General features: G+C 51.3%; 21 protein-coding genes. 6 read left to right on the top strand and 15 right to left on the bottom strand.

Annotation, left to right across the window (positions count from 1 at the left end; genetic code table 11):
- Positions 1 to 196: 196 nt before the first annotated feature.
- Complete coding sequence (pepT, locus tag LI114_RS01535; RefSeq protein WP_227218760.1) at positions 197 to 1420, bottom strand: peptidase T; 1224 nt, start codon at positions 1418 to 1420, stop codon at positions 197 to 199.
- Positions 1421 to 1642: 222 nt separating this feature from the next.
- Between pepT and secF the strand changes: the two genes are divergently transcribed.
- Entirely contained in the window at positions 1643 to 4045 is a 2403-nt protein-coding gene (gene secF / locus LI114_RS01530) for a protein translocase subunit SecF (RefSeq protein WP_227218758.1), read from the top strand.
- Between the two features lie 48 nt (positions 4046 to 4093).
- Here secF and LI114_RS01525 read toward each other — a convergent pair whose 3' ends face one another.
- Together LI114_RS01525 and LI114_RS01520 are read right to left on the bottom strand one after the other, a co-directional pair.
- A complete protein-coding gene (locus LI114_RS01525) occupies positions 4094 to 5602 on the bottom strand; it encodes a DNA methylase (RefSeq protein WP_227218756.1) in 1509 nt (502 codons plus the stop codon).
- A 147-nt stretch (positions 5603 to 5749) separates the two neighbouring features.
- The gene (locus tag LI114_RS01520; RefSeq protein WP_227218755.1) at positions 5750 to 8212 is read right to left on the bottom strand and encodes a beta-mannosidase; all 2463 of its coding nucleotides are present in this window, start codon (positions 8210 to 8212) and stop codon (positions 5750 to 5752) included.
- Positions 8213 to 8401: 189 nt separating this feature from the next.
- Between LI114_RS01520 and LI114_RS01515 the strand changes: the two genes are divergently transcribed.
- Complete coding sequence (locus LI114_RS01515) at positions 8402 to 9490, top strand: hypothetical protein (protein ID WP_227218753.1); 1089 nt, start codon at positions 8402 to 8404, stop codon at positions 9488 to 9490.
- A 54-nt stretch (positions 9491 to 9544) separates the two neighbouring features.
- Here the strand turns inward: LI114_RS01515 and galE are convergent, their stop codons facing one another.
- Positions 9545 to 10558 (bottom strand): UDP-glucose 4-epimerase GalE, encoded by a 1014-nt coding sequence (galE, locus tag LI114_RS01510; protein ID WP_022127836.1) that lies wholly within the window; start codon positions 10556 to 10558, stop codon positions 9545 to 9547.
- A gap of 316 nt (positions 10559 to 10874) precedes the next feature.
- Here galE and LI114_RS01505 point away from each other — a divergent pair, with 316 nt between their 5' ends.
- The gene (locus tag LI114_RS01505) at positions 10875 to 12251 is read left to right on the top strand and encodes an LCP family protein (RefSeq protein ID WP_227218751.1); all 1377 of its coding nucleotides are present in this window, start codon (positions 10875 to 10877) and stop codon (positions 12249 to 12251) included.
- Here LI114_RS01505 and LI114_RS01500 read toward each other — a convergent pair.
- Positions 12242 to 13096: an AraC family transcriptional regulator gene (locus LI114_RS01500; protein ID WP_227218749.1), complete on the bottom strand. Its 855-nt coding sequence runs from the start codon at positions 13094 to 13096 to the stop codon at positions 12242 to 12244. The genes LI114_RS01505 and LI114_RS01500 overlap by 10 nt on opposite strands.
- Positions 13097 to 13127: 31 nt before the next feature.
- On the opposite strand from LI114_RS01500, the gene LI114_RS01495 reads away from it, so the two are divergent.
- Positions 13128 to 13784 (top strand): HAD family hydrolase, encoded by a 657-nt coding sequence (locus tag LI114_RS01495; protein WP_022127833.1) that lies wholly within the window; start codon positions 13128 to 13130, stop codon positions 13782 to 13784.
- Between the two features lie 69 nt (positions 13785 to 13853).
- Here LI114_RS01495 and LI114_RS01490 read toward each other — a convergent pair whose 3' ends face one another.
- The 5 genes from LI114_RS01490 to LI114_RS01470 form a co-directional block, all read right to left on the bottom strand.
- Positions 13854 to 14426, bottom strand: coding sequence for a hypothetical protein (locus LI114_RS01490; protein ID WP_022127832.1), 573 nt, complete (start codon positions 14424 to 14426; stop codon positions 13854 to 13856).
- A 27-nt stretch (positions 14427 to 14453) separates the two neighbouring features.
- Positions 14454 to 14951 (bottom strand): pantetheine-phosphate adenylyltransferase, encoded by a 498-nt coding sequence (gene coaD / locus LI114_RS01485; RefSeq protein ID WP_022127831.1) that lies wholly within the window; start codon positions 14949 to 14951, stop codon positions 14454 to 14456.
- Between the two features lie 16 nt (positions 14952 to 14967).
- Positions 14968 to 15519, bottom strand: coding sequence for a 16S rRNA (guanine(966)-N(2))-methyltransferase RsmD (gene rsmD, locus LI114_RS01480; RefSeq protein WP_227218747.1), 552 nt, complete (start codon positions 15517 to 15519; stop codon positions 14968 to 14970).
- 191 nt (positions 15520 to 15710) lie between these two features.
- Positions 15711 to 16736, bottom strand: coding sequence for a hypothetical protein (locus tag LI114_RS01475; protein WP_227218745.1), 1026 nt, complete (start codon positions 16734 to 16736; stop codon positions 15711 to 15713).
- A gap of 228 nt (positions 16737 to 16964) precedes the next feature.
- Positions 16965 to 17723 (bottom strand): SDR family NAD(P)-dependent oxidoreductase, encoded by a 759-nt coding sequence (locus tag LI114_RS01470; protein WP_227218742.1) that lies wholly within the window; start codon positions 17721 to 17723, stop codon positions 16965 to 16967.
- A 329-nt stretch (positions 17724 to 18052) separates the two neighbouring features.
- Here LI114_RS01470 and LI114_RS01465 point away from each other — a divergent pair, with 329 nt between their 5' ends.
- Positions 18053 to 18985: a sugar phosphate nucleotidyltransferase gene (locus LI114_RS01465; protein WP_227218740.1), complete on the top strand. Its 933-nt coding sequence runs from the start codon at positions 18053 to 18055 to the stop codon at positions 18983 to 18985.
- A 100-nt stretch (positions 18986 to 19085) separates the two neighbouring features.
- Here the strand turns inward: LI114_RS01465 and thrS are convergent, their stop codons facing one another.
- The 5 genes from thrS to LI114_RS01440 form a co-directional block, all read right to left on the bottom strand.
- Positions 19086 to 21032: a threonine--tRNA ligase gene (gene thrS, locus LI114_RS01460; protein WP_227218738.1), complete on the bottom strand. Its 1947-nt coding sequence runs from the start codon at positions 21030 to 21032 to the stop codon at positions 19086 to 19088.
- Positions 21033 to 21068: 36 nt separating this feature from the next.
- Entirely contained in the window at positions 21069 to 21443 is a 375-nt protein-coding gene (locus tag LI114_RS01455) for a hypothetical protein (protein WP_227218736.1), read from the bottom strand.
- Between the two features lie 401 nt (positions 21444 to 21844).
- Entirely contained in the window at positions 21845 to 22318 is a 474-nt protein-coding gene (locus LI114_RS01450) for a peptidylprolyl isomerase (RefSeq protein ID WP_227218734.1), read from the bottom strand.
- A gap of 15 nt (positions 22319 to 22333) precedes the next feature.
- Positions 22334 to 22852: a hypothetical protein gene (locus LI114_RS01445; RefSeq protein WP_022127823.1), complete on the bottom strand. Its 519-nt coding sequence runs from the start codon at positions 22850 to 22852 to the stop codon at positions 22334 to 22336.
- Between the two features lie 122 nt (positions 22853 to 22974).
- Entirely contained in the window at positions 22975 to 23697 is a 723-nt protein-coding gene (locus tag LI114_RS01440) for a hypothetical protein (protein WP_022127822.1), read from the bottom strand.
- A gap of 381 nt (positions 23698 to 24078) precedes the next feature.
- Here LI114_RS01440 and LI114_RS01435 point away from each other — a divergent pair, with 381 nt between their 5' ends.
- Entirely contained in the window at positions 24079 to 25980 is a 1902-nt protein-coding gene (locus LI114_RS01435) for a hypothetical protein (protein WP_227218732.1), read from the top strand.
- The last annotated feature ends 160 nt before the right edge of the window (positions 25981 to 26140 follow it).

Here is a 26140-nt window from a genome sequence, read left to right as displayed (position 1 = left end):
CGCTGGGCGTGCCTGAGAGCCTTGCAGATGACGGCGGCTTTGGCGGCGGTACGGAGAAAGCGACCAACGCGGTGCTAGGCAAGCTTGGGTACAAGCAGAACGGGGTCGCGGGTAAAAAGCTGATGAAGAAGTTGGCGAAAGCAGTGAAGGAAATGATGTAAAAAAACGGCAGAGCGTAAAAACTCTGCCGTATTTTTTATCCTTTGCAGGCAAGCTTGACTATCAGCTCGGCGGCAAGTTCCATCGACTCGGCGCAGACGTACTCGTAAACGCCGTGGTAATTGTGCCCGCCCGTGAAAAGATTAGGGCAGGGCAGTCCGCGGAACGAGAGGTTCGCGCCGTCCGTGCCGCCGCGTATCGGCTGTATTTTCGGCTGTACGCCCAGCTCTTTCATGCACTCCGCCGCGTTTTCGATGAGGAACATATTCTGCGGCTCTATCTTCTCACGCATATTGTAATATGTGTCAGAAATTTCTATTTGCACTCTACCCTTGCCGTACTTCGCGTTCAGCAGGTCGGCGGTGCGGCGCATAAGCTCTTTGCGCGACTCGAATTTCGCGCGGTCGTGGTCGCGGATAAGGTATTTCAGCTCGGCGCGAGAGGTGTCGCCCGAAATGCTCAGCAGGTGGAAAAATCCCTCGTAACCCTCGGTGTGCTCGGGCTTTTCGGCGGCGGGCAGAAGCATCTCGTACTCGGCGGCGAGCTGCGCGGCGTTGATCATCTTGCCCTTAGCCTCGCCCGTGTGCACGTTCAGACCGGTGATAGTGATGTGCGCGGAGGCGGCGTTGAAATTTTCAAACTCCAGCTCGCCCAATCCGCCGCCGTCTATTGTGTAAGCCGCGTCCGCGCCGAAATGCTCGATGTCGAATTTGTCGATACCGCCGCCGATCTCTTCGTCCGGCGTGAAAGCTATGCAGATCTCGCCGTGCGGCAGACCGCTCGTCAGCAGTCGCTGGGCCGCCGCCATTATTTCGGCAACGCCCGCCTTGTCGTCCGCGCCGAGCAGGGTAGTGCCGTCGGTTACTATCAGCGTTTTGCCGCGGTAAGCCGCCAACTCGGGAAACTGCGCGGGCGAAAGCGTGATGTTTTTCTCGGCGTTCAGCAGAATATCGCCGCCGTCGTAATTTTCAACGAACCGCGCTTTCACCCCGCTTCCCGAAGCTTCGGGCGAGGTATCCATGTGCGCGATGAAGCCCAGCCTGCGCGCCGACTCTCCGCCATCGGCAGCGGGTATCTTCGCGTAAACAAAGCAGTCGCGCTCGTTGAAATAAACGTCCGCCGCGCCCATCTCGCACAGTTCGTCGTAAAGCATACGCGCCAAATTTTTCTGCTTTTCAGTGCTGGGAAAAGTTTCGCTCTCCTCGCTTGACTGCGTGTCCACCGCGATGTAGCGCAGGAATTTTTCTATAACGTCTGTCATAATTATCCACCTTCATTACTTTAATTAGTACTATTATAATTATACCACAATTCAGCTAATGTATCAACCCCCCCGAAAATAAGTCAGAAGTCGATTTTTTCTCTTGACATTTACAACAAAAAGTAGTATAATAAAAAGACGAATTGACTTTTGGCTGTAATGGCGCTTGCCGTGCCTGCCGCCGAAATGATATGACTGATTTTGCTTTTAGGAGGAAAAAAAGTGCGACGTGCAAAAAAACCGGTGTTTTTTATAGTTTTTGCCCTTATTCTTGCATTTGCCTACTTTACATTCTTTGGATTTCACACTAAGTACGGCGATATAGAAAACACTATAATCAAAGGCGTTGACGAAATACGCTGGGGTATCGACATTCAGGGCGGCGTAAACGCTACCTTCGGCCCCGAGGGCGATTATGACGCTTCAAAACAGGATATGGATTCCGCTAAGGCAGTTATCGAACAGCGCCTGCTGAACCTCAATATCACCGACAGCGAGGTATACGTTGACTATACCAAAAATAAAATAATAGTTTCGTTCCCTTGGCAGGCGGGCGAGACCGACTTCGACCCTGAGTCGGCGGTCGGCGAGCTCGGCGAGACCGCTATACTTACCTTCGTCAAAGGCTCTGAGCAGACCGGCGAGCAGGTAATGACCGGCGAAAACGTTACTAAGGCTGAGGCTATGGGATATACCGATAATAACGGCGAAACTCAGTATGTAGTAAGCCTCGAGCTTGATAAAGACGGCAAAAAGGCTTTCGGCGCGGCTACTACCGAGCTTGCTTCGAGCAAGGGCTCTATCTCGATATGGATGGACGATACCTGTATCTCTAACGCTACCGTAAACTCCGCCATCACCGACGGCAAATGCCAGATAGAGGGCAGCTTCACCTACGATGAAGCGCAGGCGCTTGCAGATAAGATAAACGCAGGCTCGCTGCCCTTTAAGCTTACCGCTACCAGCACCAATATCATCTCGCCTACCCTCGGTACAGGCGCCAGAACGGCTATGCTGCTCGCGGGTATCATCGCTTTTGCATTCGTTGCATTGTACCTTATCATTACATACAGACTTCCCGGCACAGTTGCTACCATCGCGCTTATAGGTCAGGTGGTAGGCTCTATCGCCTGCGTATCGGGCTTCTTCGCGGCATTCGACAGCTTCACGCTCACCATTCCCGGTATCGCGGGTATCATACTTTCTATCGGTATGGGCGTTGACGCGAACATCATCGTGGCAGAGCGTATAAAGGAAGAGCTGAGGCTCGGCAAAACGCTCGGCGGAGCTATCGAGCAGGGCTACAAGCGCGCTTGGGCCGCCGTATTCGATTCAAACATCACGGTAATTTTCGTTGCCGTTATCCTCATGGGCTCGTTTGGCTCTACTGACAGCATTTTCGGCACGCTGCTCAAGCCTATATTCTCGTTCTTCGGTGCTTCCATGGCGGGCACTATCTACTCGCTGGGCTTCACCCTGCTGGTAGGTATAATCACGAACTTCATCTTCGGCATCTTCTGCTCGCGCCTTATGCTCGAGTCACTCGCGAGATTCAAGTGCTTTAGAAAACGCAGCTTCTTCGGCGTAAAGGACGAGGTAGACGCTACCCCCGTTCTCGAGAGAAAGCGCATAAAGATAGTACAGCACACAAAGGTCTACGCTATCATCTCCTCCGTGCTCGTCATCATATTCGCGGCACTCACCATCGCGGGAATACCGAATATCGCCATCGAGTTCAAGGGCGGTACGCTGCTTTCATACAGCTACAACGGCAGTGTTGACGATAGCAACGTCAAGAAGATAGTTAAAGACGCCTGCGGCGAGGACTGCACCGTTACCATAGGTGAGGACTTCTCCAGCGGAAAGAAATCGCTGCAGCTCTCATTCGCTTCCAAAAACGGCATCAGCGATGCTGAGCAGCAGAGCATAAAGGAAGAACTTCAGAAAGCTTATCCCGATAACGAAGTAGACACGCTGGAATCTACCAACGTTTCTCCTACCAACGGCAAGACCTTCTTTGCTAAGAGCCTTGTAGCGCTGCTTCTCGCGGTAGTAGTAATGATAATCTACATCGGCATCAGGTTTAGAAATATCGGCGGTATTTCGGCAGGCGCTTTCGCGGTGCTGGGTCTGCTGCACGATATGGTAATGGTTTACGGCTCATTCATAATCTTCGGCTTCGATATAAACTCGAACTTCATCGCGGTACTGCTCACCATCATGGGATACTCAATAAACTCGACCATAATTATTTACGACCGTATCCGCGAAAACAAGCGCCTTTACGGCAAGAAGCTGGATATTCAGGAACTTACGAACCTCTCTGTAACGCAGACCGTTACGAGAAATATCCACACCAACGTTACCACTGTAAGCGTTATGATAATCGTTTGCATAGTCTGCGCGCTGAGAGGCGTTACCTCGATAATGAGCTTTGCGCTGCCTATGATCGTCGGCATAGTTTCGGGCGTTTACACCTCGATGTTCCTCGCTCCTTCGCTTTGGACTAAGTGGCAGCAGCATCAGATCAAGAAACACCCCGACAGACAGAATAATAATTACGGCAAAAAGAAGAAAAAGAGCGGCTATAAGGACTCCGGTTACGGTTACGGCGCTCAGGTATAAAAAAATCATCCGCAGCAGATAATCTCCGCTGCGGATCTTTTTGTCTATTTACGCCTTGTGCCCGCCGATCTGCCCGTTTCGGGCGATGGTGGTAGCGCCCTCCTGCAAATTCATGCCCTTGAAAATGGCGTTTTTGCCAAAGCGTTTTTGTATTTTTAATATCGCCTGCTGACGGCGCTTCTCGCGCTCCTCGGCGGCGGACTGCCCGCGGCGGCGCTCTTCCTCGGCGGCGTCGGTGAAAAAGTCGAGCTGTTCGCACTCCTCGCTTTCAGGAATATCCTCCTCGCGCAGCACCCTGCCCGCGACGACGCAGATACGGCGGGTCAGCAGCGTAGGGTCGATTATGCGGTCGAAAAGCGCGAGCGCGGCATCGGTAATGGCGCGCGTGGAGGCGGTGTGCCTGCCGAGCGAAAGTGTGCCGTGCGCCTGTTTCGGCAGTTTGCGACCGTAAGCGTCGGTAACTATCTCGCCGCGAAAACTGCCGCCCAGCGCGTCGCACCGCAAGTTCTGCACGTCGTACCCCACGGTCAGTACTATCTGGTCGGTGGTCAGTCCCTTGTCAACGAGGTCGAGCGAGAGCATATCCGCCATTTCGCGCACTATCAGCCGCGTTTTCTCGCAATCGTAGGGGGTGTGCAGCACCTGCCCAGTGCTGACGCTCTTGCTCTCGGGAACGTATGCTTTCACGTCGGCGATGGTGCAAGGCTCCCAGCCCCACGCGTGGTCTATGAGAAGTTCGGCATTGACCCCGAAAAGGCGGTAGAGGTGCTCCTCGTTCGTCAGCGAAAACCGCGCGATGTCGCCCATCGTGTTCAGCCCAATCGACTCAAGCTTTTTCGCGTAGCCGCGCCCCAGCCGCCAAAAATCAGTGAGCGGGCGGTGGTTCCAAAGCAGGAGGCGGTAGCTGCGCTCGTCCAGCTCGGCTATGCGCACACCGTCGGCGTCGGCTGGCATATGTTTGGCAACAATATCCATTGCGACCTTGCAAAGGTACATATTTGTGCCGATGCCGGCGGTGGCGGTAATGCCCGTTTCGCGCAGCACATCGCGTATCATTTTCATCGCCAGTTCGTGCGCCGTGCCGCCGTAGACCGCGAGGTAGCCCGTAGCGTCGATGAAGACCTCGTCAATCGAGTAGACGAGAATGTCCGCCGCCGAAACGTAGCGCAGGTAGATCTTGAAGATCTGCGTGCTGACCGCCATGTAGCGCGCCATTTGCGGCGGGGCGGTGATGTAACCCAGCTCTAGAGAGGGGTCGGCGGCGACCTCGGGGTTGACGAACGAACTGCCGCTGAATTTTTCGATTTTTGCCGAACTTTTCCTCAGCGCGTTGATCTCCGCAACACGCTCGATGACCTCGAAAAGCCGCGCCCGCCCGCTTATACCGTAAGATTTCAGCGAGGGCGACACCGCAAGACAGATAGTTTTTTCAGTTCGGCCGCCGTCTGCGACAACGAGGTTGGTGGTCATCGGGTTCAGCCCGCGGGCAACGCACTCCACGCTCGCGTAAAAACTTTTTAGGTCGATAGCAATGTAAACTCTGTTGATATTCTCCATAATACACAAAAATCAGTTAAATATCTATACGAACAAATGTTCTTTAAAACTATTATAGCACATATGTTCGCGTTTGTAAAGTGCTTTTTGCAAAAAAAATCGTCCCGATCAGTAATCGGGACGGAATTTGCTTAAACGTTTTCGCAATTATTTTAATTCAAAGAAGCAGCTTCGCACGGTCAGCTTTTCGAGAAGTTCGTCCGTGCTTAGAAAAGGCGCGGAAACGCGGGATTTGCAGAGGTTTACGCGTACTTCATCGCCGTGAATGTCGAACCAGTTGTCGTCGAAAACGGCGTCGCGGTCTGTAAGATCAAGGCAGACAGACTTGGTAAAAACGTCGCTTTTAAGCGTGATTTTCCAACTATCGCCAATATCTTTGGCATAAATTTCAATATTCGGACGAATAAACTCAAACGTTTTCGGCCGAGTGAACAGCGTGCTTCCGCGGCTGACAGTCTTTCCGCCGATCTCCAATCTGTATTCGATATAGCGCGTGCGCTTGTCATGCTCGGTGGAGAGCAGTTTGCTAAGGTCTACAGGCGCGAAACCGCAGGCAGACATAGCGTTTACGTTTGCCGCAAAATGTCCGCTGTCCAGAATTTCGGACTTGTTATCGCGCAGATCCCAATACACTTCGCCCGAAACCGACGAGAGAGTTTCGTTGGAAATGTTGAATTTCAACGCAGAAATGTCAGAATCATTCAGCGAGAGCAGAACGGGCGCGTAAAAACGTTTCGCATAATAATGAAGCGCTTTCCAGCGACCGAAATAATCAACACTCGACCAAGAAATTACAGGATTGGAGTCATTGACCTGCCAATACAGCGAACCCATGCACCGTCCGCGTGCCCGCCGCATATGCTCGACACTTGAACGAATGCAGTCCGCCTGCAAAAGCTGCGACGAGTAGATGAGCTGCGCAAAATCGTAGGGGTAGCGCACCATTTGCGCGAGGTAAAACATGAGTTTTTCGTTGCCCTGTTCGCATTTTTGGTGCGCCTCCATCACGGGCGACATGAGGTCGAGGTCGCCGCGCGCGGGGTCGGCAATGGTCAGCATCGTTTTCAGCGCCGGCACTGACTCAAAGCCGTATTCCGAGCAAAAACGATAGTAATATTTCCTAAAATCCTCAATAGGCTTCAAATTATGCCAAATATCCCAGTAGTGCATGTCGCCCGCGTGGTTGGAGGACGACTGCTTGAAACCTCCGCCCGATGACGGTGACGAAGGGTGATACGAAGTTTCAGGATCTGTTTTGGCGAGAATTTGCGGAATGATGTTCTCAAAAATAGTCAGATAATCAGCTTTTGCCTGCGGATCGTCGGGCAGACCCCAGCCCTCCCACGCTGATTCGATCTCGTTGTTGCCGCACCACAGACCCAGCGAAGCGTGATTTCGCAGGCGAAGAACGTTCTGACGTACCTCCTCGCGCACCGATTTCTTAAACGTTTTCGTAAGGAGATAAGCCGAGCAGGCAAACATAAAATCCTGCCAAACTATCAGACCGAGCTCGTCGCAGATGTCGTAAAACCAATCGTCAGGGTAAAAACCGCCGCCCCACACGCGTATCGTGTTGTAATTTGCCGCCGCACAGTCCTCAAGAAGCCGGCGCGTGCGCTTTTCTGAGCGTCGCGCGATCAGCTGATCTTCGGGAATGTAGTTTGCACCCATAGCGAAAACCTTTTCGCCGTTGAGCTTAAAGCAAAATTCTTCGCCCCATTCGTCCTTGTCGCGGCTGATAATGAGCGTTCGCAGACCGATACGCTCGCGCTTTTCGTCAGTTTTAACGCCATTTTTATCGAAAATTTCGGTAACTACGTTATAAAGCGGTTGTTTGCCAAGACCGTTTGCCCACCAAATCTGCGGGTCGGAAATACCTATTGAAACGCTTGCAGATGCTGCATTTGCGTTGCTTTCTGCGGTGAATGTTTCTCTATCCGGCGATGTGATAGTAACTTTACATCTGCCAAATTCAAAATCTGAATTAACGAAAATATCAACGTTCACGAAATTTTCGCTGTGCCGTTGAGAAATGCGTGTATCGGTGATGAGTGCGCCGTTGACAGCCGTCAGCTCAACGCTTCTCCAAATGCCCATGTCGGGCAGCTTCGGGCCCCAATCCCAGCCGAACATACAGTGCGCTTTGCGCATATGCGGGTAACCCGCCATCGTCGATGCAACGCCCCAAAGGGGGCGGTTTTGCTGCATTTGTGCGATTATTTTCGTCGGCGAGGTGATCTTTACAGTTATCATATTGTGCTTTTTTATCACGCCCGATATGTCGATTTTCAGCGCGCAGTGCATATTGTCGCTCTCGCCGACTTTAACGCCGTTTACGAAAATCTCCGAAATTGTGTCGATGCCGCCGAAGCTGAGTATCTTCCTCTCGGCGGCTAGCAGCTCGTCAGAGCATTCAAACTCGGTCGAAATCTCGCAGTCCATGTCGCTCAGCGGCGTGGAGATGTACTCGTTCTCGCGGTAGTACGGGTCGGGGATCTTTTTGTTGTCGAGCAGCACTGAGTACAGCGAACACGGCACTTTGCAGGGGAGCGTGCCGTATTTTTCCGTCCGCATCGTCCAGTTTTTATCCAGATTCTGTGTGATCTTCATTATATCCTATCCTTTCGGGAACGCCGCTTTCACGCGGCTGCTTTTATTATACCTTATTTAGCCGCGAGTGTCAATACAAATGCTGCCGAATTTACATCGAAAACGATTTCGCTTGTAAAAAGACTTGAAAAAATCTTTGCCATGTGATATAATAATAATGTGTTTCGACATGAAAGAAAAGGTGGTTTTATGATAAATTTTAAGCGAAAGGCGGCGCTGGTCGCGGCAGCAGCGGTGATGGCTCTCGGCGCGGCGGGCTGTAATGGCAGCGGCAAGGGCGATTCCTCGCTGGGGGGCACTTCGCGTACGGAAAGTGCGGCTCATCAGAATGGCGATATTCAACTAAAGTCATATAAATATCCTGAATTTCTTGATCAATACGGCGATTCGGATATGCTTGCAAAGCCCGTTTACACGAGTTTTGATGCGGCTGCTACCCTCGTTGAGCCGAAAGATCAGCCGTTTTCCGACTACAAATGCACCGCTTGCTTCAATGATATTTACTATATCTATACAGATGATTCACATTATGGCTTGCTTGACCGGTCGGGCAATGTGCTTCTTGACGCAGCAAATATCAAGAATATCTCGGCAGTTTCACCCGGTATTTTGCAATTGAAGTACGAAAGCGGCGAAACGGCGTATTTTCAGGCGGACGCGAACGGCGCTCAGCTCGTTGACATCGGCGATTTCGATGGCTCGCGCATAACTTTTGCTCCGCAGGCCGCCGATGAAAGCAGCGGATCCGATGCGAAAAGCACTTATATAATGCAGCTTGACGGCGCGCCGATCTATGATACCGTGTGGACATCCGCGAAACCTGCCGATAAGTCTGAGATCAAGACTTCGCGCAAGTTTGAGGCGGTGTACAAGGCTGTTTCGGCGGCGGGCACATATTATATCACTTTTGATAAATATTACAACTTTTGCGTGTACGAGGCGGCTTACGGATTCGTCAGCTTGAAGATCGGCGGCGAGTACGGCGAAAGCTATATTTTCGGCTCTAAAGATTACTCTGAGTTGGAAACGCTCATAGCTTCGTTTGGCAGAGAAAATTCCGCTTCTGTGCCAACAAAAGACGATAATGCCGACTATATCCAATTCACGCTTGGTCTGCAAAGCGGTCAGCCGCGCACCATGACTCTCTCGTCAGATGGCTACTGCTTCACCGATTTTCAGCTCGATAAAGACGGCGGCGGCAACAAATATTTCTCTGTGCTCAGCCGAGAAACGTTCGTAGACCTCGTAAACTGGGTAAACGTCACTCTCAATAAATAACAAAAAAGGCAGTGCCGCTCAATGAACGGTACTGCCTTTTTTATTCGATTCAGATCAAAGTCCGTTAGGATTGTTCTTGGTGAAATTCCAGCCGTCGGCCGCCATTTCGTCAAGGTCGTACTGCGCCGTCCAGCCGAAAAGCTCCTTCGCCTTGTCGGTGTTGGCGTAGCACCATGCGATGTCGCCTGCGCGGCGGGGCATTATCTTGTAGGGCAGCTCCTTGCCGCAAGCCTTTTCAAACGCGTGCAGCACGTCGAAAACGCTCGAGCCTTTGCCTGTGCCGAGGTTTACAGCCTCAACGCCCTTGTGCGCCAGAACGTAGTCTACCGCGCAGAGATGTCCCTTCGCAAGGTCCATAACGTGGATGTAGTCGCGCACGCCCGTTCCGTCGGGGGTGTCATAGTCGTTGCCGAAAACGCCGAGGTACTCGCGCTTGCCGACAGCCACCTGCGCGATGTAGGGGAAGAGGTTGTTCGGTATGCCGTTGGGGTCTTCGCCCAGCAGACCGCTCTTGTGCGCGCCGATGGGGTTGAAATATCTCAGCAGCGAAACCGCCCACTCGTCGTCCGCAACGCAAACGTCCTTGAGTATCTGCTCGATCATGACCTTAGTGTAGCCATAGGGGTTGGTCGAGGAGTTTGTCGGCATAGTTTCTACGTAGGGCACGGGGTTGTTCACGCCGTAAACCGTCGCCGAGGAGGAGAAAACTATCTTCTTGCAGCCGTTTTCGCGCATCGCCTTTATCAGCATCAGCGTGCCTGTGATGTTGTTGTGGTAGTACTCCACGGGCTTCTGCACCGATTCGCCGACAGCTTTCAGACCCGCGAAATGTATAACTGCGTCGATCTTGTTTTCCTTGAAAACCTTATCTAGCGCTTCCAGATCGAGAATGTCGAGCTGGTAGAATTTAAAATCTTTTCCTGTAATTTTCTTTATTCTTTTGAGCGCCTCGGGCTTCGAGTTAGAGAAGTTGTCCACTACTACTATGCTGTGGCCTGCCTCGAGCAGCTCTACGCAGGTGTGGCTTCCGATGAATCCTGCGCCGCCGGTTACCAGAATATTTGCCATAATAAGCCTTCCTTTCTTGACCCGTGCGTTTTGTTTCGGCGGGTCGGTAGGTCATGATCCTTTTACTGTACTCATTATACCACACATTTCCGCCGATTTCAAGCTTGATTTGTTTCAAAATATATGGATTTTTGTTTCACACGCCGATCTTTGCACTGTTCGCGTGCCTAAATTGTGACGAATTTCTGAGAATTGCGGCAAAGAGTTTGACATTTCGCCGATTTCGTACTATAATATAAAGAGCAGGGTCTTTTTGCGCACCCTCAAGCCTTCAAGCCTGCTTACTTGTGAAAAAATTTTAAGGATGTATTTTTTTATGAAGAAAAAGAAAAACGGCCAAAGCGACGTATATCAGCAGATGTACGAGCAGCAGCTAAAAAAATACCAGAGCATGGATAATACAAATTATGATGACGACGATGGCGAAGATCTGCGCTTTTATTCTGAGGAAGAGCTTGCCGCGATAGAGCAGGCAAAGCGCGACGCCGCCCGTCAGGCGTATCAGGACGCATATCTGCGGCAGTACAGCGAATCGCAGCAGGAGTACGGCAGGCAGGCGCATTCTCAGCCGCGGCAGGGAAGTCAGCGCGCACCCCGCCGTCAGCCGCAGGGTAAGCCGCAGTACCGCCGCGTTCAGGCAGACCCTAAGCGCTACGAGCCTGCCGCTAAGAAAAAGCGCGAGAGCGAGAACATCGAGTTCGGCAAAAAGAACAGCTACGCCAATTCCAAAAAGGGCAAAAAAGAGCTTTCGGGCGGCAGCGCCGTAAAGAAGTTTTTCAAGGGCGTGTTTGTGGTACTGCTCGTGCTTGTGCTGCTTTTGCAGCTGCTTATCTTCCGCTACATTTGGCTTGTGAACTCGGTAGATACCGGCGAGCGGCTGGTCACGAACGCTTCCATGTCAGACAAAAACGTTACGAATATACTGCTCATCGGCAGCGACACGCGCGATGAGAACGAGCGCGGCAGAACTGACTCGATGATACTTCTTTCGATAAACAAGCAGACAAAGCAGATGACGATGACCTCGCTGATGCGTGACTGCTACGTCGAGATACCCGACCACGGCTGGGCTAAGTTGAACGCGGCGTACTCCTACGGCGGCGCGGAGCTGCTGATGGATACCATCGAGCAGAATTTTGACGTTGCGGTAGATAAATTCGTGTACGTCAGCTTTTTCTCGTTTATCGACATAGTTGACGCGGTGGGCGGAATTAACATTGACCTTTCCGATGACGAGGCGCAGTACATGACCGACCCTATGGCGGAGCAGAACAAGTACCTCGGCAACAAAAAAGGCACTGATTACCTCAGCCACGGCGGCGACGATATGCTGTTAAACGGCAATCAGGCGCTCGCTTACGCGCGTTTGAGATACGTCGGCAACGCTGATTTTGAGCGTACACAGCGCCAGCGCACCGTTATCACAAAAATAATTTCGCAGGCAAAAACGCTCAGCCCGCTAAAGATGGATAATTTTATGAAAGTTTGCTGCTCTGAGCTGACCACTAATATGACCAAGGGCGAGATGTATGTTATGTTCTACAAGCTGCTTTTCTCGATGAATTACGATATGCAGCAGCTTCGCATACCGCAGGAGGGTGCGTATTATTACGGCACTCACGACGAGCAGAGCACCCTCGACCTCGATTTTGACGCTTGTCAGCGCGAGATCAAAAAGAAGATCTACAATTGACCCTCAGCAGAATATTTACGGGCGTACTCTTTCGGGGATACGCCCATGTATTTTTTAAACACGCGCGAGAAGTACAGTCTGTCGTCAAAGCCGACCGAGTAGGCGACTGACGTAACGTTCATTGCCGTTTCGCGCAGCAGCCGCGCCGCCTGCGTTATGCGAAACCGCGCTAAGTACTCTATCGGCGGCAGACCCTCGCACTCGGTAAACGCGCGGAAAAGCGTTACGCGGCTCACCCCGACGAACGCGGCGATGTCCTCCACAGTGATGGCGATGGAGTAGTTGTAGCTGATGTACTTGCGCGCCTCATCAACGTACTTGCGGGCGGGGCTGCTCTCGGACTTTGCGGCGGAACGCTCGACTATCAGCGAGAGCGCCAGGTAAAGCTGCCCCGTCATCTTCATGTTCGCGGCGGCGGGGGAAGAGCTGTAAAGGCAGATCTGCTCCAGCGAGCGGGCAAGCTCTTTGCCAAAAACGGCGTGCATCACAGGCTGCTCCGGCGTGAAGTCGGTCTGCCCGATTATCAGCCCCGCGTCCGCCCCCGCGAAGCCCACCCAGTAGTACTCCCACGGCTGCTGCTCGTCGGCGGCGTAGCTGATCTGCGTGTTCGGGTAGATGAGGAAAGTGTCGCCCGCGCCGAGGGCAAATTCGCCGTGCGGCGTGCGGTAAACGCCCTTGCCCGAGATTATGTGGTGGATAAGGTAGCAGCTGCGAACTCCCACGCCCCAGCTATGCGATGGCGCGCACTTCTCATGACCGACGTTGTACACCGCGAGGGAAGTCGCGTCGTGCTTCTCGGTCTTGTATGAATACTTTATTTTGTCAGAAATATCATTCTGCGGCATAAATAACAACTCCTGAAAGGTGGTTTTTACGATGATAAAAGGCATTTTGTTTGATATGGACGGGCTTATGGTGGATACCGAAAAGCTGCTGAGCCGTTTTTGGTGCGAATCGGCGCGCTCTTTCGGCTACCCCATGACCCCCGAGCACGTTCTCGGCATACGCTCGCTGGCGGCGAAGTATTCCGAGCCGCACCTTAAAGGCATTTTCGGCGAGGATTTCGACTACAAAGCCGTTCGCGCGAAACGCATCGAGCTGATGAACGCTTTTATCGCGGAAAACGGCATTGAAAAGAAAAAGGGGCTTGACGAGCTGCTGGAGTACATCGCGGCGAGCGGGCTGAAATGCGCCGTCTGCACTGCCACCGACCGCGAGCGCACCGCGCGGTATCTCAAAAGCGTGGGCGTTTACGATTATTTTGATGAGTTCGTCTGCGGCGATATGATCGCCAACGGCAAGCCGGAGCCTGATACATATTTGGTCGGCGCGCAGAAGCTGGGTCTTGACCCCGCCGAGTGCATAGCACTGGAGGATTCGCCAAACGGCGTTACATCGGCGTACCGCGCAGGCTGCAAGCCCGTGATGATACCCGACCTCTCGCAGCCCGACGATGAAACGCGCGCGAAGCTTTTCGGCGTCTGCGACGACCTATCGGGCGTTATTGCGATACTCGAGCGCGAGTGCAAGTGACGAAAATGTGCCTTAAACCAAAACGAGGGACTTTTTACAGCCCCTCGCTTTTTTATGTGTGTGAAAAAATTATTTAGCTTCAGCGGGCTGCGCGGTTTCCTCAGCCTTTTCCTCAGCAGCTTCAGCGGGTGCTTCCTTGGGCGCGTTGAGCTTTTCAACTGCTTCGATGGTCGCTACTACGTCGCGGAGGTTCTTCTCCAGCACATTCTTTGCGTCTGAAAGGGAAGTGTTCACGCTGTCGGAAAGCGCGCGGCGGATCTCTGCGTCCTTGTCCTTAGCGCTCGCAACTATCTCGTCAGCCTGTTCCTGCGCCTGACGGATCATCTGCGCTGCGTACTCCTTAGCCTGACGGATTATCTCGGTCTCGCTGACGATTTCGCGTGCCTTGTCCTTAGCGGCTTCCACAAGCTCGTCCGCCTGCTTCTTTATGTTCTCAGCCTCTTTCTTGGCGTCGGCGATTATGGCGTCTTTATTGCTCTGCGTTTCCTTAGCTTTCTTGATCTCGCCGGGCAGGTTGAGGCGCAGCGTGTCGATGTAATCTCTCATCTGTTCGCAGTCGATAACTTTTTTGTTCGAGAAAGGCACTGCCGAAGAATTATCTAGCAGATCTTCCATCATCTCAATGATCTCGTCAAAGTTCATTTTATAAACATCCTTTCATATGTAAATTTATTTGTGATCTTTTAAAAACAGCCGCTCTTTTATGTCGTCCAGTATCTCAGGCGGCACAAATCCCGAAATATCTCCGCCCAAGCTCGCTATCTCTTTTACAACGCTTGAGGAGAGATACATATTTTCGGTACTGGTGGTCAAAAATACTGTTTCCGCTTTCGGGTAAAGCTTTTTGTTTGCGAGCGCCATCTGAAATTCGTACTCGAAGTCCGAGACCGCGCGCAGACCTTTTACTATCGCGCAAGCCCCCGTCTGTTCGAGGTAGTCCGCCAGCAGACCAGAGTTGCAGTCGACGAGCACGTTTTCCATGCCCTCGGTAACGCGCATTATCAGCTTCATTCGCTCTTCTATCGTGAAAGCCGCCGTGGTGCGTTTGCTGGGGTTGAATGAAACGAGCACGATGACCTTGTCGAAAAGCCGCGAGGCGCGCTCGATTATGTCGAGGTGTCCTTTAGTTACCGGGTCGAAGCTGCCCGGGCAAACCGCTATTCTCATCTTCCGCACCCCGCACTCAAAGCTCTTCTTCCGCAGGCGAGCGGTATACCGTCACCGCGACCTTGCCGTAGCGGTATCTCTTGTGAAGCGTCAGCCCGTCGAACTCGTCGGGCAGGGTAAGCTCGCTCTCGTGCTCGCAGATAACGAACGCGCCCGCGTTGAGCTTTTTGCCGATGAGCGGCAGAGCCTTTTCCAGCAGACCGTTGCGGTAAGGCGGGTCCATCAGCACGATGTCCAGCCCCGATTTCGCGACTTGCAGGTACTCCAAACTATCCATATGCAGAACGCGCGTGTTTGCGGCGAGCTTGCAGGCGGCAAGATTTTCCTTTATCACGCCGATAGCCTCGCTGCTTTTGTCAACGAAAACGCAGTGCGCCGCGCCGCGGCTCAGCGCCTCTATTCCAAGCTGACCGCTGCCGCCGAAAAGATCGAGCACCGAAGCATTTTGCACGTCAAACTGTATAATTGAAAAAATAGCTTCTTTTACCGCGTCAGGCGTTGGGCGAATGTCCATCGAATCAAGCGTTTTAAGCTTTCTGCCCCTCGCGGAGCCTGTTATAACTCTCATATTTTTATTCCTTCGATAAATTTATTTGCATACAATAATTATACAATAATTTTAAGCTTTTGTCTATACCTATTTGAAATTTTTTTCGTCGGCTCAGGTCGAAATATGTATTTTTGTGCATAATGCAACAAAAGGAACTCCTGAATAGAAGTTCCTTTTGCAAAATATCTAAATTGTGTTAGATGTTGAAATTACTTCTTGCGGGATACTACAACAGCAGCGCCTGCTACTGCAGCAAGTGCAAGAGCGATTCCTGCAGGTGCACCGGCCTCAGCGTTTGCAGTCTTGTCGCTTTCAGCAGCGGAAGAAGTGGTGCTGGTGGTCGAAGCCTTAGAGGTCGAACCGCTGCCGCCGTTGCTGCCGCCCTTAGTGCTGGAGGTCGATCCGCTGGAGGTAGAAGAGGTGTTGGAGCTGTTTCCGCCCTCAGAAGAGCTGTCGCCGCCCTTGTTAGGATCTTCGCCGAGTCCCTTTACGGTGAAGGTTACGGTGATAGTGCCATCAGAAGCAGGCATAGCCGCAGGGTCGATGGTGCTGTCGCCATAAGTGTTGATAAGAGCAACTGTGAGGGTGTCAACGTCAGACTTGTACTTGACGTCGTCGCCGGTAGCAGTGTACTGAGTGCCGCACATATCAACAGTGATGTCGCTTACTTCAACAACAGTGCCGTTGATCTCGGGCTTGTCATCGTCATTGTATTCGCAGGGAATATCGGTGGTGATGGAGAGCATGTTGAACTTATCGGTCTTTCCGCCCTCTACCCACTCGATCTGATCCTGAGTCAGGTCGCTGTTGTCAGACTCAGCAGCCTCATAGTTGCAGAGCATAGACCAAGGAGAGTCTTTTCTGGTAAGGGTCTTTTCCTCGTTGAGGTAGAAGCCCTTTTCGTTGTCAGCCTTATCGGTGTTAGCCTCTTCGATCTTACCGCTGGTAGCGATAGATACGGTGTAAGTACCATCATACTGAATGGTGGTATCGCTGCACTCTACAGAGCCGTTACCATATGCGCCGCCCTGTACGCCTACCTTAGCAGCAGGGAATACGTCGGTGCCGTCGGTGCCGTAAAGGTCGCGGAAGTTCCAGGTAGTGTTGGTCTGGAACGCGATACCTGCGTGACCCTCAGTATCGAGAGCAGAAGCAGTAGTTGCAGATGTCATTGCACAAACGGACATGGCGATCGCAGAAGCAGCCATTCCGGCAAAAACTTTCTTAAGTTTCATAAGTAGTTACTTCCTTTCCAAAATAATTACTGATATAAGATATTGTTTTCTACGCATAGTTATAGCTATACGTTTTCCATATTACTATTTTACTTTATTTCCGCCTTTTTTTCAATCGTATTATTGCACAAACTTTGTAATCGTTTTATGGTTAATTGTGATAAATTTTAAACAAAATTATGCCTGTTAGGTGAAAATATTCGCATTTTGCATTTTACTTATATGCGTTCATATTTTACGCTTCTGCTGTAATCCCGTTACCGCCACGGTCAGGCGGCGGGGTGCGAAGCGGGTCGCGAAGCTCAGCAGGCGTATCTTTTCCTCCGGTATGATGATAACTTCGCCGTTGTCCAATCCGCGCGCCGCGCATTTCGCGCAGTAGGCGGGGGTGATGCCTTTAAGCGAGAATTTCACGCCCGCCACGTCGTTGAACTCGGTGTCTACGGGGCCGGGGCAGAGGGCGGCTATCTTCACGCTGCTTCCGCCGGCGCGCAGCTCTTCCGCGATGGCGCTCGTGAGCGATGTGAGGTACGCTTTGCTGGCGTAGTAGACCGCCATATTAGGTCCGCCCGGCAGCAGTCCCGCCGAGGACGCTACATTTAAAATAGCGCCCTTGTCGCGGTACTTGAAGTCTTTCAAAAACATATGCGTCAGTATCAGCGGGGCTACGCAATTTATGTCCGTCATCTGTATCTGTCTGTCGAGATCCAAAGTTTCAAATTTTCCTACCGCGCCGAATCCCGCGCAGTTTACGAGCAGCTCGATGTTCAGATCTGAAACATCGTCGTAGAGCGCCTCGCACTCTTCGCGGTCGGCGAGGTCGTGCACCAGTATGCGCGTTTTGGCGGGAAGCTTCATAGCGAGGTCTGCGAGCCTATCCGCACGTCTGGCAGTTAACGCTATGTTGTATCCGCGGCTTGCGTAAAGCTTTGCAAGCTCAGCGCCGATGCCCGAACTTGCGCCTGTAATAAGTGCCCATTTTTCCATGTATATCACACTTCTTTCAATTCTTTGCACCAATCAGAGTATCCGTTTTTCACTCTATTGATTATACATCATAAAACTCACTCTGTCAATCAAAAATTGTGACGTTTTCTGCATATTTAATAAAAATCATGTTAGATGTTACAATGAAAACGTTTTGATTATCTGAATTTTTGATTTTGGTGTAAAATTTTGTGCGTTCGTTACATTTTTTGCGCAGAGCTGTTGACAATTGCTCGAAAATATGCGATAATAATTGTTACAGGATTATTATTAAATTCACGAAAATTCGTAAAAATTTGAACAAATAAAACTCAAGGGAGATCGTAAAAATGAAAAATACAACTTTGGTAATAATGGCTGCGGGTCTGGGTACTCGCTACGGCGAGGGTAAGATAAAGCAGCTCGACCCCATAGGCCCTAACGGCGAGATAATCATGGATTACTCCATATTCGATGCTAAGGCTGCGGGCTTTAATAAGGTCGTTTTTATTATCCGTAAAGACATCAAGGCGGCTTTCGATGAAATGATCGGTAACCGCATTTCCGCGCAGATAGATACCGATTACGTTTATCAGGATACCTCCGACGTTCCCGAAAAATACGCTGGCGTTTCGCGCACTAAGCCTTGGGGCACGGGCCACGCCGTGCTCGCCTGCCGCGGAGTTGTAAACGAGCCTTTCGCGGTCATCAATGCCGATGACGTTTACGGCAGACAGGCTTTCGTGAAAATGCACGATTTTCTCGTTGCCGACCACCCTGCGGACGGCAGGCTGCATCTCGCTATGCCAGGCTTCATGGCGGCAAACACGCTCAGCGCAGTGGGCACAGTTACCCGCGGCGTATGCTCGGCTGACGAAAACGCTATGCTTACCGACATCGTTGAAACTTACAAGATACACCGCGAAAACGGCGCTGAGGGCAAGATGGTAGCCGCAGTTTCCAAAGAGTCGGAAGAGCTTCAGACCCTTAGCGAGGACACGCACGTTTCTATGAATATGTGGGCTTGCCCGCCCGAGTTTATCGGTAAACTGGGCGATGGCTTTGAGAAGTTCCTCGCTGCAAATTCCCAGTCGCCCGACGCGGAATATCTGCTGCCCTCGTTCATAAACGAGCTTATCCACAATGGCGAGGCTGACTGCAAGATGTTTGAGACCACCGATAAGTGGTTCGGCGTTACCAATGCGGTCGATAAGGCGGCGGCGCAGGCGGCTGTTAAGGAGCACATAGCGGCGGGCGTTTACCCCGAAAAGCTTTGGGGCTGATACATTTATAATAGTGTGGATTTAAAGCATTAAGAATACAGCAAAAACGGCGTGCAGGTCTTTTACGATCTGCACGCCGTTGGTTTTTATATTGTGTTGTTTACTTAGCCTTGGTAGCAACTTCCTCTACAAGCTTGTTGATGAGGTCGCTTACCGGCATATCGGGCAGCTCGCCCTCTTTGCGCGAACGAACAGTTACCGTGCCGCTCTCCGCTTCCTTTTCGCCGATTATCAGCATATAAGGAATACGCTCGAGTCTGCCGTTCTTTATCTTCGGGCCGATGTTCACGTCGCGGTCGTCTACCGTAACTCTCATGCCGAGGTTGGTGAGCTTTTCGGCGATGGAGCGCGCGTAATCGTTCTGCGCGGCTGTTATCGGCATAAGGCGTACCTGCTCGGGTGCGAGCCAGAGCGGCAGAACGCCTGCAAAATGCTCGATCATGTAAGCGAGCGTGCGCTCGTAGCAGCCCAGCGAAGTTCTGTGAATGATGTAAGGCAGCTTCTTCTGACCGTCCTTATCGACATAGTACATACCGAAGCGCTGAGCCAGCAGCATATCTATCTGAATAGTTACCAGCGTGTCCTCCTTGCCGTAAACGTTCTTGTACTGAATGTCGAGCTTAGGGCCGTAGAACGCCGCTTCGTCGATGCCTATATCGTAGTCAACGCCGAGGTCGTCGAGTATCTTCTTCATAGCCGCCTGCGCTTCTTCCCACTGTTCCTTAGTGCCCTCATACTTGTTGTTCGGGTTCGCGGGATCCCACTGCGAGAATCTGAATGTGCAGTCCTGAAGCAGACCTACCGTGTCGAGCATATATTTTGCAAGCTCTAAGCAGCCCGAAAATTCATCTTCCAGCTGGTCGGGACGCAGGATATAGTGGCCCTCAGAGATTGTGAACTGGCGAACGCGGATAAGTCCGTGCATCTCGCCGCTGTCCTCGTTCCTGAAAAGCGTGGAAGTTTCGGTAAGGCGCATAGGCAGGTCGCGGTAAGAACGCGGCTTGTTGAGAAATACCTGATACTGGAAAGGACAAGTCATCGGGCGCAGCGCGAAACATTCCTTCTCCTCGTCATACGGGTCGCCCAGAATGAACATTCCGTCGAGGTAGTGGTCCCAGTGACCAGAGATCTTGTAAAACTCTCTCTTAGCGAAAAGGGGAGTCTTGGTAAGCAGGCAGCCTTTGCTCTGCTCAACGTCCTCTACCCAGCGCTGGAGGAGCTGAACTACTCTCGCGCCCTTAGGCAGCAGTACGGGCAGACCCTGACCGATGGTATCTACCGTGGTGAAATATTCCAGCTCTCTGCCGAGCTTGTTGTGGTCGCGCAGTTTAGCCTCTTCCATAGCCTTGAGGTGTGCTTCCAGCAGCGAAGCTTTCGGGAAAGCCGTGCCGTAGATACGCGAAAGCTGTCTGCCCTCGTCAGCCTTGCCCCAGTAAGCGCCGGTACATGAAAGCAGTTTGAAAGCCTTTACGGGCGCAACGCTCATAAGGTGCGGGCCTGCGCAAAGGTCTACGAAATCGCCCTGTTTGTAAAAGCTGAGCGCTTCGCCGCGGTCGTCGTGCTTGTGGATAAGCTCTACCTTGTAAGTTTCGCCGCGCTCTTCCATCAGCTTTACAGCCTCGTCAGCGGGCAGCTCGAAACGTTCGAGAGGGCAGCCCTCTTTCGCGAGCTTCTTCATCTCAGCCTCTATCTTTTTCAGATCTTCGGGCGAGAAAGGCTTTGCAACTTCAAAATCGTAGTAAAATCCCGTTTCGGTAGCAGGGCCTCTTGCCAGCTTTGCTTCGGGGTAGAGATTCTTTACAGCCTGCGCCATAAGGTGCGCTGCGGTGTGGCGGAACGTTTCCGCGCCTGCCTTTGAGTCGAAAGTCATTACTTCAAACTCGCAGTCGCTGTCGATAACGGTGCGCAGGTCTTTCACCTCGTCGTTTATCTTTACGCAGCAGGCAGCCTTGTAAAGACCCATTCCGATTCCCTTAACTATCTCGCTGGCGGGCATAGCGTTTTCAATTTCGCGGACGCTGCCGTCTTTGAGCGTAAGTTTTATCATAATTACCATCCTTTCATTTATATACATTATAAGTGGTTATAAGTATTGACTTATCTTAAAAGCTTCGGGCGCGAGCAGATTTTCGTTCGGCGCGTCGTAAAGCGACTGGGTAACGTAAATGTATCCCCAAAAAGCTATCAGCGCCAGACTAGCGATGCTGCCGATGACGTTGAGCATAGTGCGCAGCCAGCTTGGCATTATCCGCCGCCCGTTTTGTCTGCCGTAGGTAAGCTGCGAAAAGAAAGTCGACATCCAGTATGAAAATATGAATATCGGTATAAAAAGCAGCATACCGTAGTAATATGTTATCCCGCCAGTTACCGAATCGTATATTATGTATGTCGATGCGGCGTCAGCGGCGAGCATTGCGGTGTAGCAGAGCGCCGCAAGCGTTCTTCGCAAAGCAAGCATTTTTATTTGTTGCCTCCCTGATATGTTTCGCAGTCTGTAAAAATATGAAACAAAAAGCCCCGAAGCCTTAGAATTTTCTCTAAGAACTTCGGGGCGACATTTCATTATAATGAAAGACCGCGGTTCCACCCGTGTTTTGCCACAAAAGCAGCACTCAGCGCATTACGAACATAATGCCCGACGGATAACGGCGCCGAACCGGCGTTTATTAAACGCACTCGGAGAACGGTACACGCATTTTCAAGACCCGCGCGCTTTTTTCAGCCGTCGAAAGCGCTCTCTGTTGCAAGTCTGTAAGCGAAAGTGCGAGATTTCTCTTCATCGCATTGATCTTTTATTCTGAAATATATTGTACCACCGCAAAATGCTTTTGTCAAGCATTTCACAAAAATTTCACACTATTAGTCTACGATGGTAACTTTCTTCATCACCTGCGGGGTGGTGGGCTTATCCATGTAGTCGGTAGCTGTTTCGGCTATCTCGTCAACTACGTCCATGCCCTCTACTACCTTGCCGAAAGCGGCGTACTTACCGTTGAGATGCGGCGAGGTCTTGTGTACTATAAAGAACTGCGAAGAGGCGGAGTTGGGGTCGGCAGAACGCGCCATAGAGATAACGCCGCGCTCGTGTCTTACCATATTGTTTACGCCGTTGATGATAAATTCGCCCTTTATCTTTTCGTCAGCGCCGCCCATGCCTGTACCGGTAGGGTCGCCGCCCTGTATCATGAAGTCTTTGATAACGCGGTGGAAGATCAGCCCGTCGTAAAAGCCTTCTTTTACCAGCTTTTCAAAGTTAGCCACGGTTATGGGCGAAGCGTCGGGGTAAAGCTCTATCTTGATCTTCTTGCCGTTTTCCATTTCTATCTGTACCATTGTGATTACCTCGCTTTATTCATCGCTGCTCTTGGGAAGTCTGCCTGCGGCGTTGAATTCCATGAGCTGCTTAAAGTATTTTGATTCTTCCGAAAGCTGTTTTTTGAGCAGCTTGCCTTTAACGTGTTCCTCGGCGTATATAAAGTCGTTCTCGCCGTCTTTGTTTTTAATGCTGTATATCCTGTCGCACACTGCAAATTCGTCGTTTTCATCGTAGCGGTTTTTATCGAAGCAGCAGAAGATGTCGCGCGCGATGAGGTTTGCGAGGTTCATCGTCTTTGTGTGCTGGTCTAGGTCTTTCCAGCTGTCCAGCTCGGTCTTGAAAAACTCAAGCACGGGCACGCCATTTACTTCCATCTTTTTGTATATTCTCGCAAGGCATCTTGCCGCGTCCTCGTCGGTAAGTTTATCGAGTCTTGCGTTCTTGAACTCTAAAATGTAAGGCTCGATGGTCGCGAAAAGCAGTTTGTCATACGGAAAAGGCTTACCCTTATCGGAATATTTGATTATAGCGTTATCTGTGTTTATCAGCATTTTCTGAAACTCTCCTTACCTTAATATTTTTTACAATAGCATAATAATGGCAATACCGCACGTTTTGCGCGCGGTAACGGTCTACCATATATTGCAGGGCAGGGAAACCGCCCTTTTTACGCTCACGCTTTGCGCGAACCGTATTTTTCGAGGAACTCGCGCGTCATAGCTTCGGTGTCCTCGGCCGAGATCTCTTCTATGTTCTTGTAGTCGGCGTCGAGGGTAACGTCCTTCGCAACGCCCAGTCCGCTCAGCTTTTCGGCTACTTCGTCGGCGGAAACTTCCTTTATGTTCTTGTAATCAGCGTCGAGGGTAACGTCCTTCGCCACGCCCAGCGAGCTAAGACCGCTTGCTATCTGCTCGGGGTCAGCGCCCTCTATGTTGCCGAGATTGCGTTTAGTTTCTTCCTCGGCGCGGTTGTGCTCTTCCACCATGTGGCTGATCTTGCTGTCAACGTCGGCAGAGTCGGCGGAGTCGATGTCCTGATGGTGGCTCGCGAGGTACTTTTCGTGCTCGATGCGGTACTGCTCCTCGTACTTCGCCTGCGCCGAAACAACTTCGTCGTCCTTTACTGAGGCGATGGGCTCGTAGCTCTGGGCAGGCTTGTTCTTCTGCTCCTCCAGCTCACGCTCCAGCGCTTCCATTTTCTTCTTGATGGTTTCGGGGTCTATTGAAACAGGCTCTGCGAGCGCTTCGGTAGTTTCGTCTGCAAATTTTGATTCTTTTACTTTAGCAGTTTTTTTAGGCGTATTCCAGATCTCATTCGGGTCTAGCGCGGCGGCGGGCTTTTGCGCGGGCTTCGGTGCGGCTGGCTGAGCAGATTTTCTTCTGCTGAATAGTCCCATAAAAAACTCCCCTTTCATAAATTTTTATATTATACATCTTAAATAGCGTAGTGTAATGAAGTGCCGCCGTGAGCTTTCTGCATATAGGCGCACTTACTTATTACTATTATACACGATTTTTACGTCAATTGCAATGATTTTCGGCGCATTTAACAAAAAATTAAATTTTAACAGATGATAGACTTGTAATAAGTTCATTATATGTTCATTAGTTGTTAAATATATATTGATAAATAGCACTGGGAAATTTGCTATAATCTATATAGAGTGTTTTTCTGCTGAAAATAAATTAAATATTTGAACTATATTTCAGTTTGCGCTGAATAAACAATATCGTAACAATAAATTTCTTAAAATTCCAAACAGGGGGCTGATCGCAATATGTCAAATATTTCAATAGGCATCACCGCTATGGAGCTTTTCGCCTATAACCCTTTCAGAATACTTGGTGTGGCTGTAAATACGCCAATGCAGGAGATAGAACGCAGCTATCAGAAAATGCTTGATATGTCGGAAAATGGCGAAATATCTAATTACAAGACCGACTTTGATTTCGATTCGCTGCCGCCGTTCTCGCGCTCGGCACAAACGCTAAAGACTGCTTACGCCAAACTTTCTTCAAACGGCTACCGCTGTTTTGCATACTCCGACCCCGAATTTTCGGTGTCGCTCAATATCGACGATATAGCGCTCAACCTGCGCGACATTACCTGCTACGACTGCTTCCTGCGCTGCTATATGTGGCTCATTATAAATGACCGCGAGATGCAGGAGCGCGACCTCTGGATACAGCTCGCGAAGCATATCGACAGCATGATACTCTCTTCACCCGACCAGTGGTCGAAATTTTTTGACAGCCGCTTCCCGCAGGAGATGATAGACCCCGGCATGGCGGTGTACAAATCATTTTACAGCACATTCTGCCAGATAATCCTGCTGCCCATCAAGGAAATGGTGCGCGGCTCGATGAAGTGCACTACCGCTACCGAGATACTGGAGTGCGCCAAGATCGACGTGAACGAGGAGTTTGAGTACATAGACATTCCGCAGGGCAATCTGCCTAAAGATGGCGAGCCTGCGCCTAAGCTGAAAATAGCGCTGAAAGACGGCGAGGAATATTTCGACATCAAGACGGGCAAGATGATGCACTACTCCACCGATACCGAAGAAGCGGAGAGCAACTCTTTTGCCGAGGCTTCAAACGCGCCGCTCGACGCGGAAGTGCTCAATGCCGAAGAGCCTGCTGAGGAAGCGCCCGAAGAGGTCTGCGAGGAGGACCAGCCCGCTTACGAAGAGCCTGCGCCCGCTCCCGAGCCTGTATACGAAGAACCTGCGCCGCAGCCCGCTTATGAAGAGCCGCAGCCTGAGCCGGCATATGAAGAGCCTGCGCCCGCAGAGGTGCAGCCCGAAAAGCCTGCCGAGCCGGAGCCTGCTCCCGCACCTGCGAAAGAGCCGAAGCCCGTGCAGCGCCCCGCTCCGCGCAGACGTATGGAACGCCGCTCCGCTGAGCCTGCCGAGGAGAAAAAAGCTCCGCCAAAGCCTACTCAGCCCGTAGCGCCCAAGCCCGAGCCGCTCAAGCTGGATAACGAGAGCGCCGCTCAGCCGCAGCCCTCTGCCCCGAGAAGATCTTTCCGCAGCATGAGGTCGCAGGCGGCCGCCGAAGAGCCGCAGGAGCAGACAGCTCAGACTCAGAGCGATTTCAACAGCATAAATCCTTTTGCGAAAAATAAGTCGGAAGCCGCCGCGCAGAAGCACGAGCGCCGCTCGCCGAACGGCTTTACCAAGCTCGTAAAGGAAGCTGAGAAGAAGGAAGAGGAGCGCGCCGCCGCCATTATGGAGGAGGAAAGCGAGGAAGAGGACGAGAACCTCTACACCAACGCGCTTATCGAAATGCTGCGCTCGAACCAAAGCCGCGGCGAAACGATGAAGAGCGTAGATACCCGCCACGCTATAAAAAACGGCGATTCGCTCGAAGCGCCCGCGAAGAACAACGTTTCTATGGACGCTATTAACATGGATAAGTACAATGATAAGCTGCTCGCCGCGCCTTACGAAATGACGCCGAGAAAGCTCACCCGCGAGGAGAGATACCGCAACGTAAAGATCGACGATATGCTCAATCCCGGCGGCGCGGGCAAGAACTACGCTTTCAGCGCGATAGAGCAGTTCAAGAAAAACAAGGAAAAGGAAAAGCAGAACCGCAGGACTATCTTCGCGCTGCTCGGCGTGTTGGCAGTCTGCCTGGCGGTGTTTGCAGTAATGTTCCTTTACGGTCTGTTATAAGCCAACAAGCATTGATTTTTTATAGATATGAATAGGGGAAGAAAGATCGCCGAAAATGCGGTCTTTCTTTTTTTGCTTATATTGTCGATATGTTAAAAAAAGCTGAATTTAAAGCGCGGCGCTTGCATACGGCTGATTTTTGTGGTATAATAATCTAATG

This window comes from Ruminococcus sp. 210702-SL.1.03, from assembly GCF_020559915.1.
GTDB lineage: Bacteria > Bacillota > Clostridia > Oscillospirales > Ruminococcaceae > YE71.
The sequence above is the reverse complement of the archived record's forward strand: the minus strand, read 5'-3'. Positions and strand labels throughout refer to the sequence as shown.

What these genes read in the sequence shown, in the direction of transcription:
- LI114_RS01470 (WP_227218742.1), bottom strand. Translation starts at nt 17,723, where the DNA reads ATGGAAAAATGGGCACTTATTACAGGCGCAAGTTCGGGCATCGGCGCT.
- LI114_RS01520 (WP_227218755.1), bottom strand. Translation starts at nt 8,212, where the DNA reads ATGAAGATCACACAGAATCTGGATAAAAACTGGACGATGCGGACGGAA.
- LI114_RS01475 (WP_227218745.1), bottom strand. Translation starts at nt 16,736, where the DNA reads ATGAAACTTAAGAAAGTTTTTGCCGGAATGGCTGCTTCTGCGATCGCC.
- LI114_RS01495 (WP_022127833.1), top strand. Translation starts at nt 13,128, where the DNA reads ATGATAAAAGGCATTTTGTTTGATATGGACGGGCTTATGGTGGATACC.
- LI114_RS01525 (WP_227218756.1), bottom strand. Translation starts at nt 5,602, where the DNA reads ATGGAGAATATCAACAGAGTTTACATTGCTATCGACCTAAAAAGTTTT.
- LI114_RS01515 (WP_227218753.1), top strand. Translation starts at nt 8,402, where the DNA reads ATGATAAATTTTAAGCGAAAGGCGGCGCTGGTCGCGGCAGCAGCGGTG.
- LI114_RS01500 (WP_227218749.1), bottom strand. Translation starts at nt 13,096, where the DNA reads ATGCCGCAGAATGATATTTCTGACAAAATAAAGTATTCATACAAGACC.
- LI114_RS01450 (WP_227218734.1), bottom strand. Translation starts at nt 22,318, where the DNA reads ATGGTACAGATAGAAATGGAAAACGGCAAGAAGATCAAGATAGAGCTT.
- rsmD (WP_227218747.1), bottom strand. Translation starts at nt 15,519, where the DNA reads ATGAGAGTTATAACAGGCTCCGCGAGGGGCAGAAAGCTTAAAACGCTT.
- coaD (WP_022127831.1), bottom strand. Translation starts at nt 14,951, where the DNA reads ATGAGAATAGCGGTTTGCCCGGGCAGCTTCGACCCGGTAACTAAAGGA.
- thrS (WP_227218738.1), bottom strand. Translation starts at nt 21,032, where the DNA reads ATGATAAAACTTACGCTCAAAGACGGCAGCGTCCGCGAAATTGAAAAC.
- LI114_RS01435 (WP_227218732.1), top strand. Translation starts at nt 24,079, where the DNA reads ATGTCAAATATTTCAATAGGCATCACCGCTATGGAGCTTTTCGCCTAT.
- galE (WP_022127836.1), bottom strand. Translation starts at nt 10,558, where the DNA reads ATGGCAAATATTCTGGTAACCGGCGGCGCAGGATTCATCGGAAGCCAC.
- LI114_RS01490 (WP_022127832.1), bottom strand. Translation starts at nt 14,426, where the DNA reads ATGAACTTTGACGAGATCATTGAGATGATGGAAGATCTGCTAGATAAT.
- LI114_RS01455 (WP_227218736.1), bottom strand. Translation starts at nt 21,443, where the DNA reads ATGCTTGCTTTGCGAAGAACGCTTGCGGCGCTCTGCTACACCGCAATG.
- LI114_RS01445 (WP_022127823.1), bottom strand. Translation starts at nt 22,852, where the DNA reads ATGCTGATAAACACAGATAACGCTATAATCAAATATTCCGATAAGGGT.
- LI114_RS01440 (WP_022127822.1), bottom strand. Translation starts at nt 23,697, where the DNA reads ATGGGACTATTCAGCAGAAGAAAATCTGCTCAGCCAGCCGCACCGAAG.
- LI114_RS01465 (WP_227218740.1), top strand. Translation starts at nt 18,053, where the DNA reads ATGAAAAATACAACTTTGGTAATAATGGCTGCGGGTCTGGGTACTCGC.
- pepT (WP_227218760.1), bottom strand. Translation starts at nt 1,420, where the DNA reads ATGACAGACGTTATAGAAAAATTCCTGCGCTACATCGCGGTGGACACG.
- LI114_RS01505 (WP_227218751.1), top strand. Translation starts at nt 10,875, where the DNA reads ATGAAGAAAAAGAAAAACGGCCAAAGCGACGTATATCAGCAGATGTAC.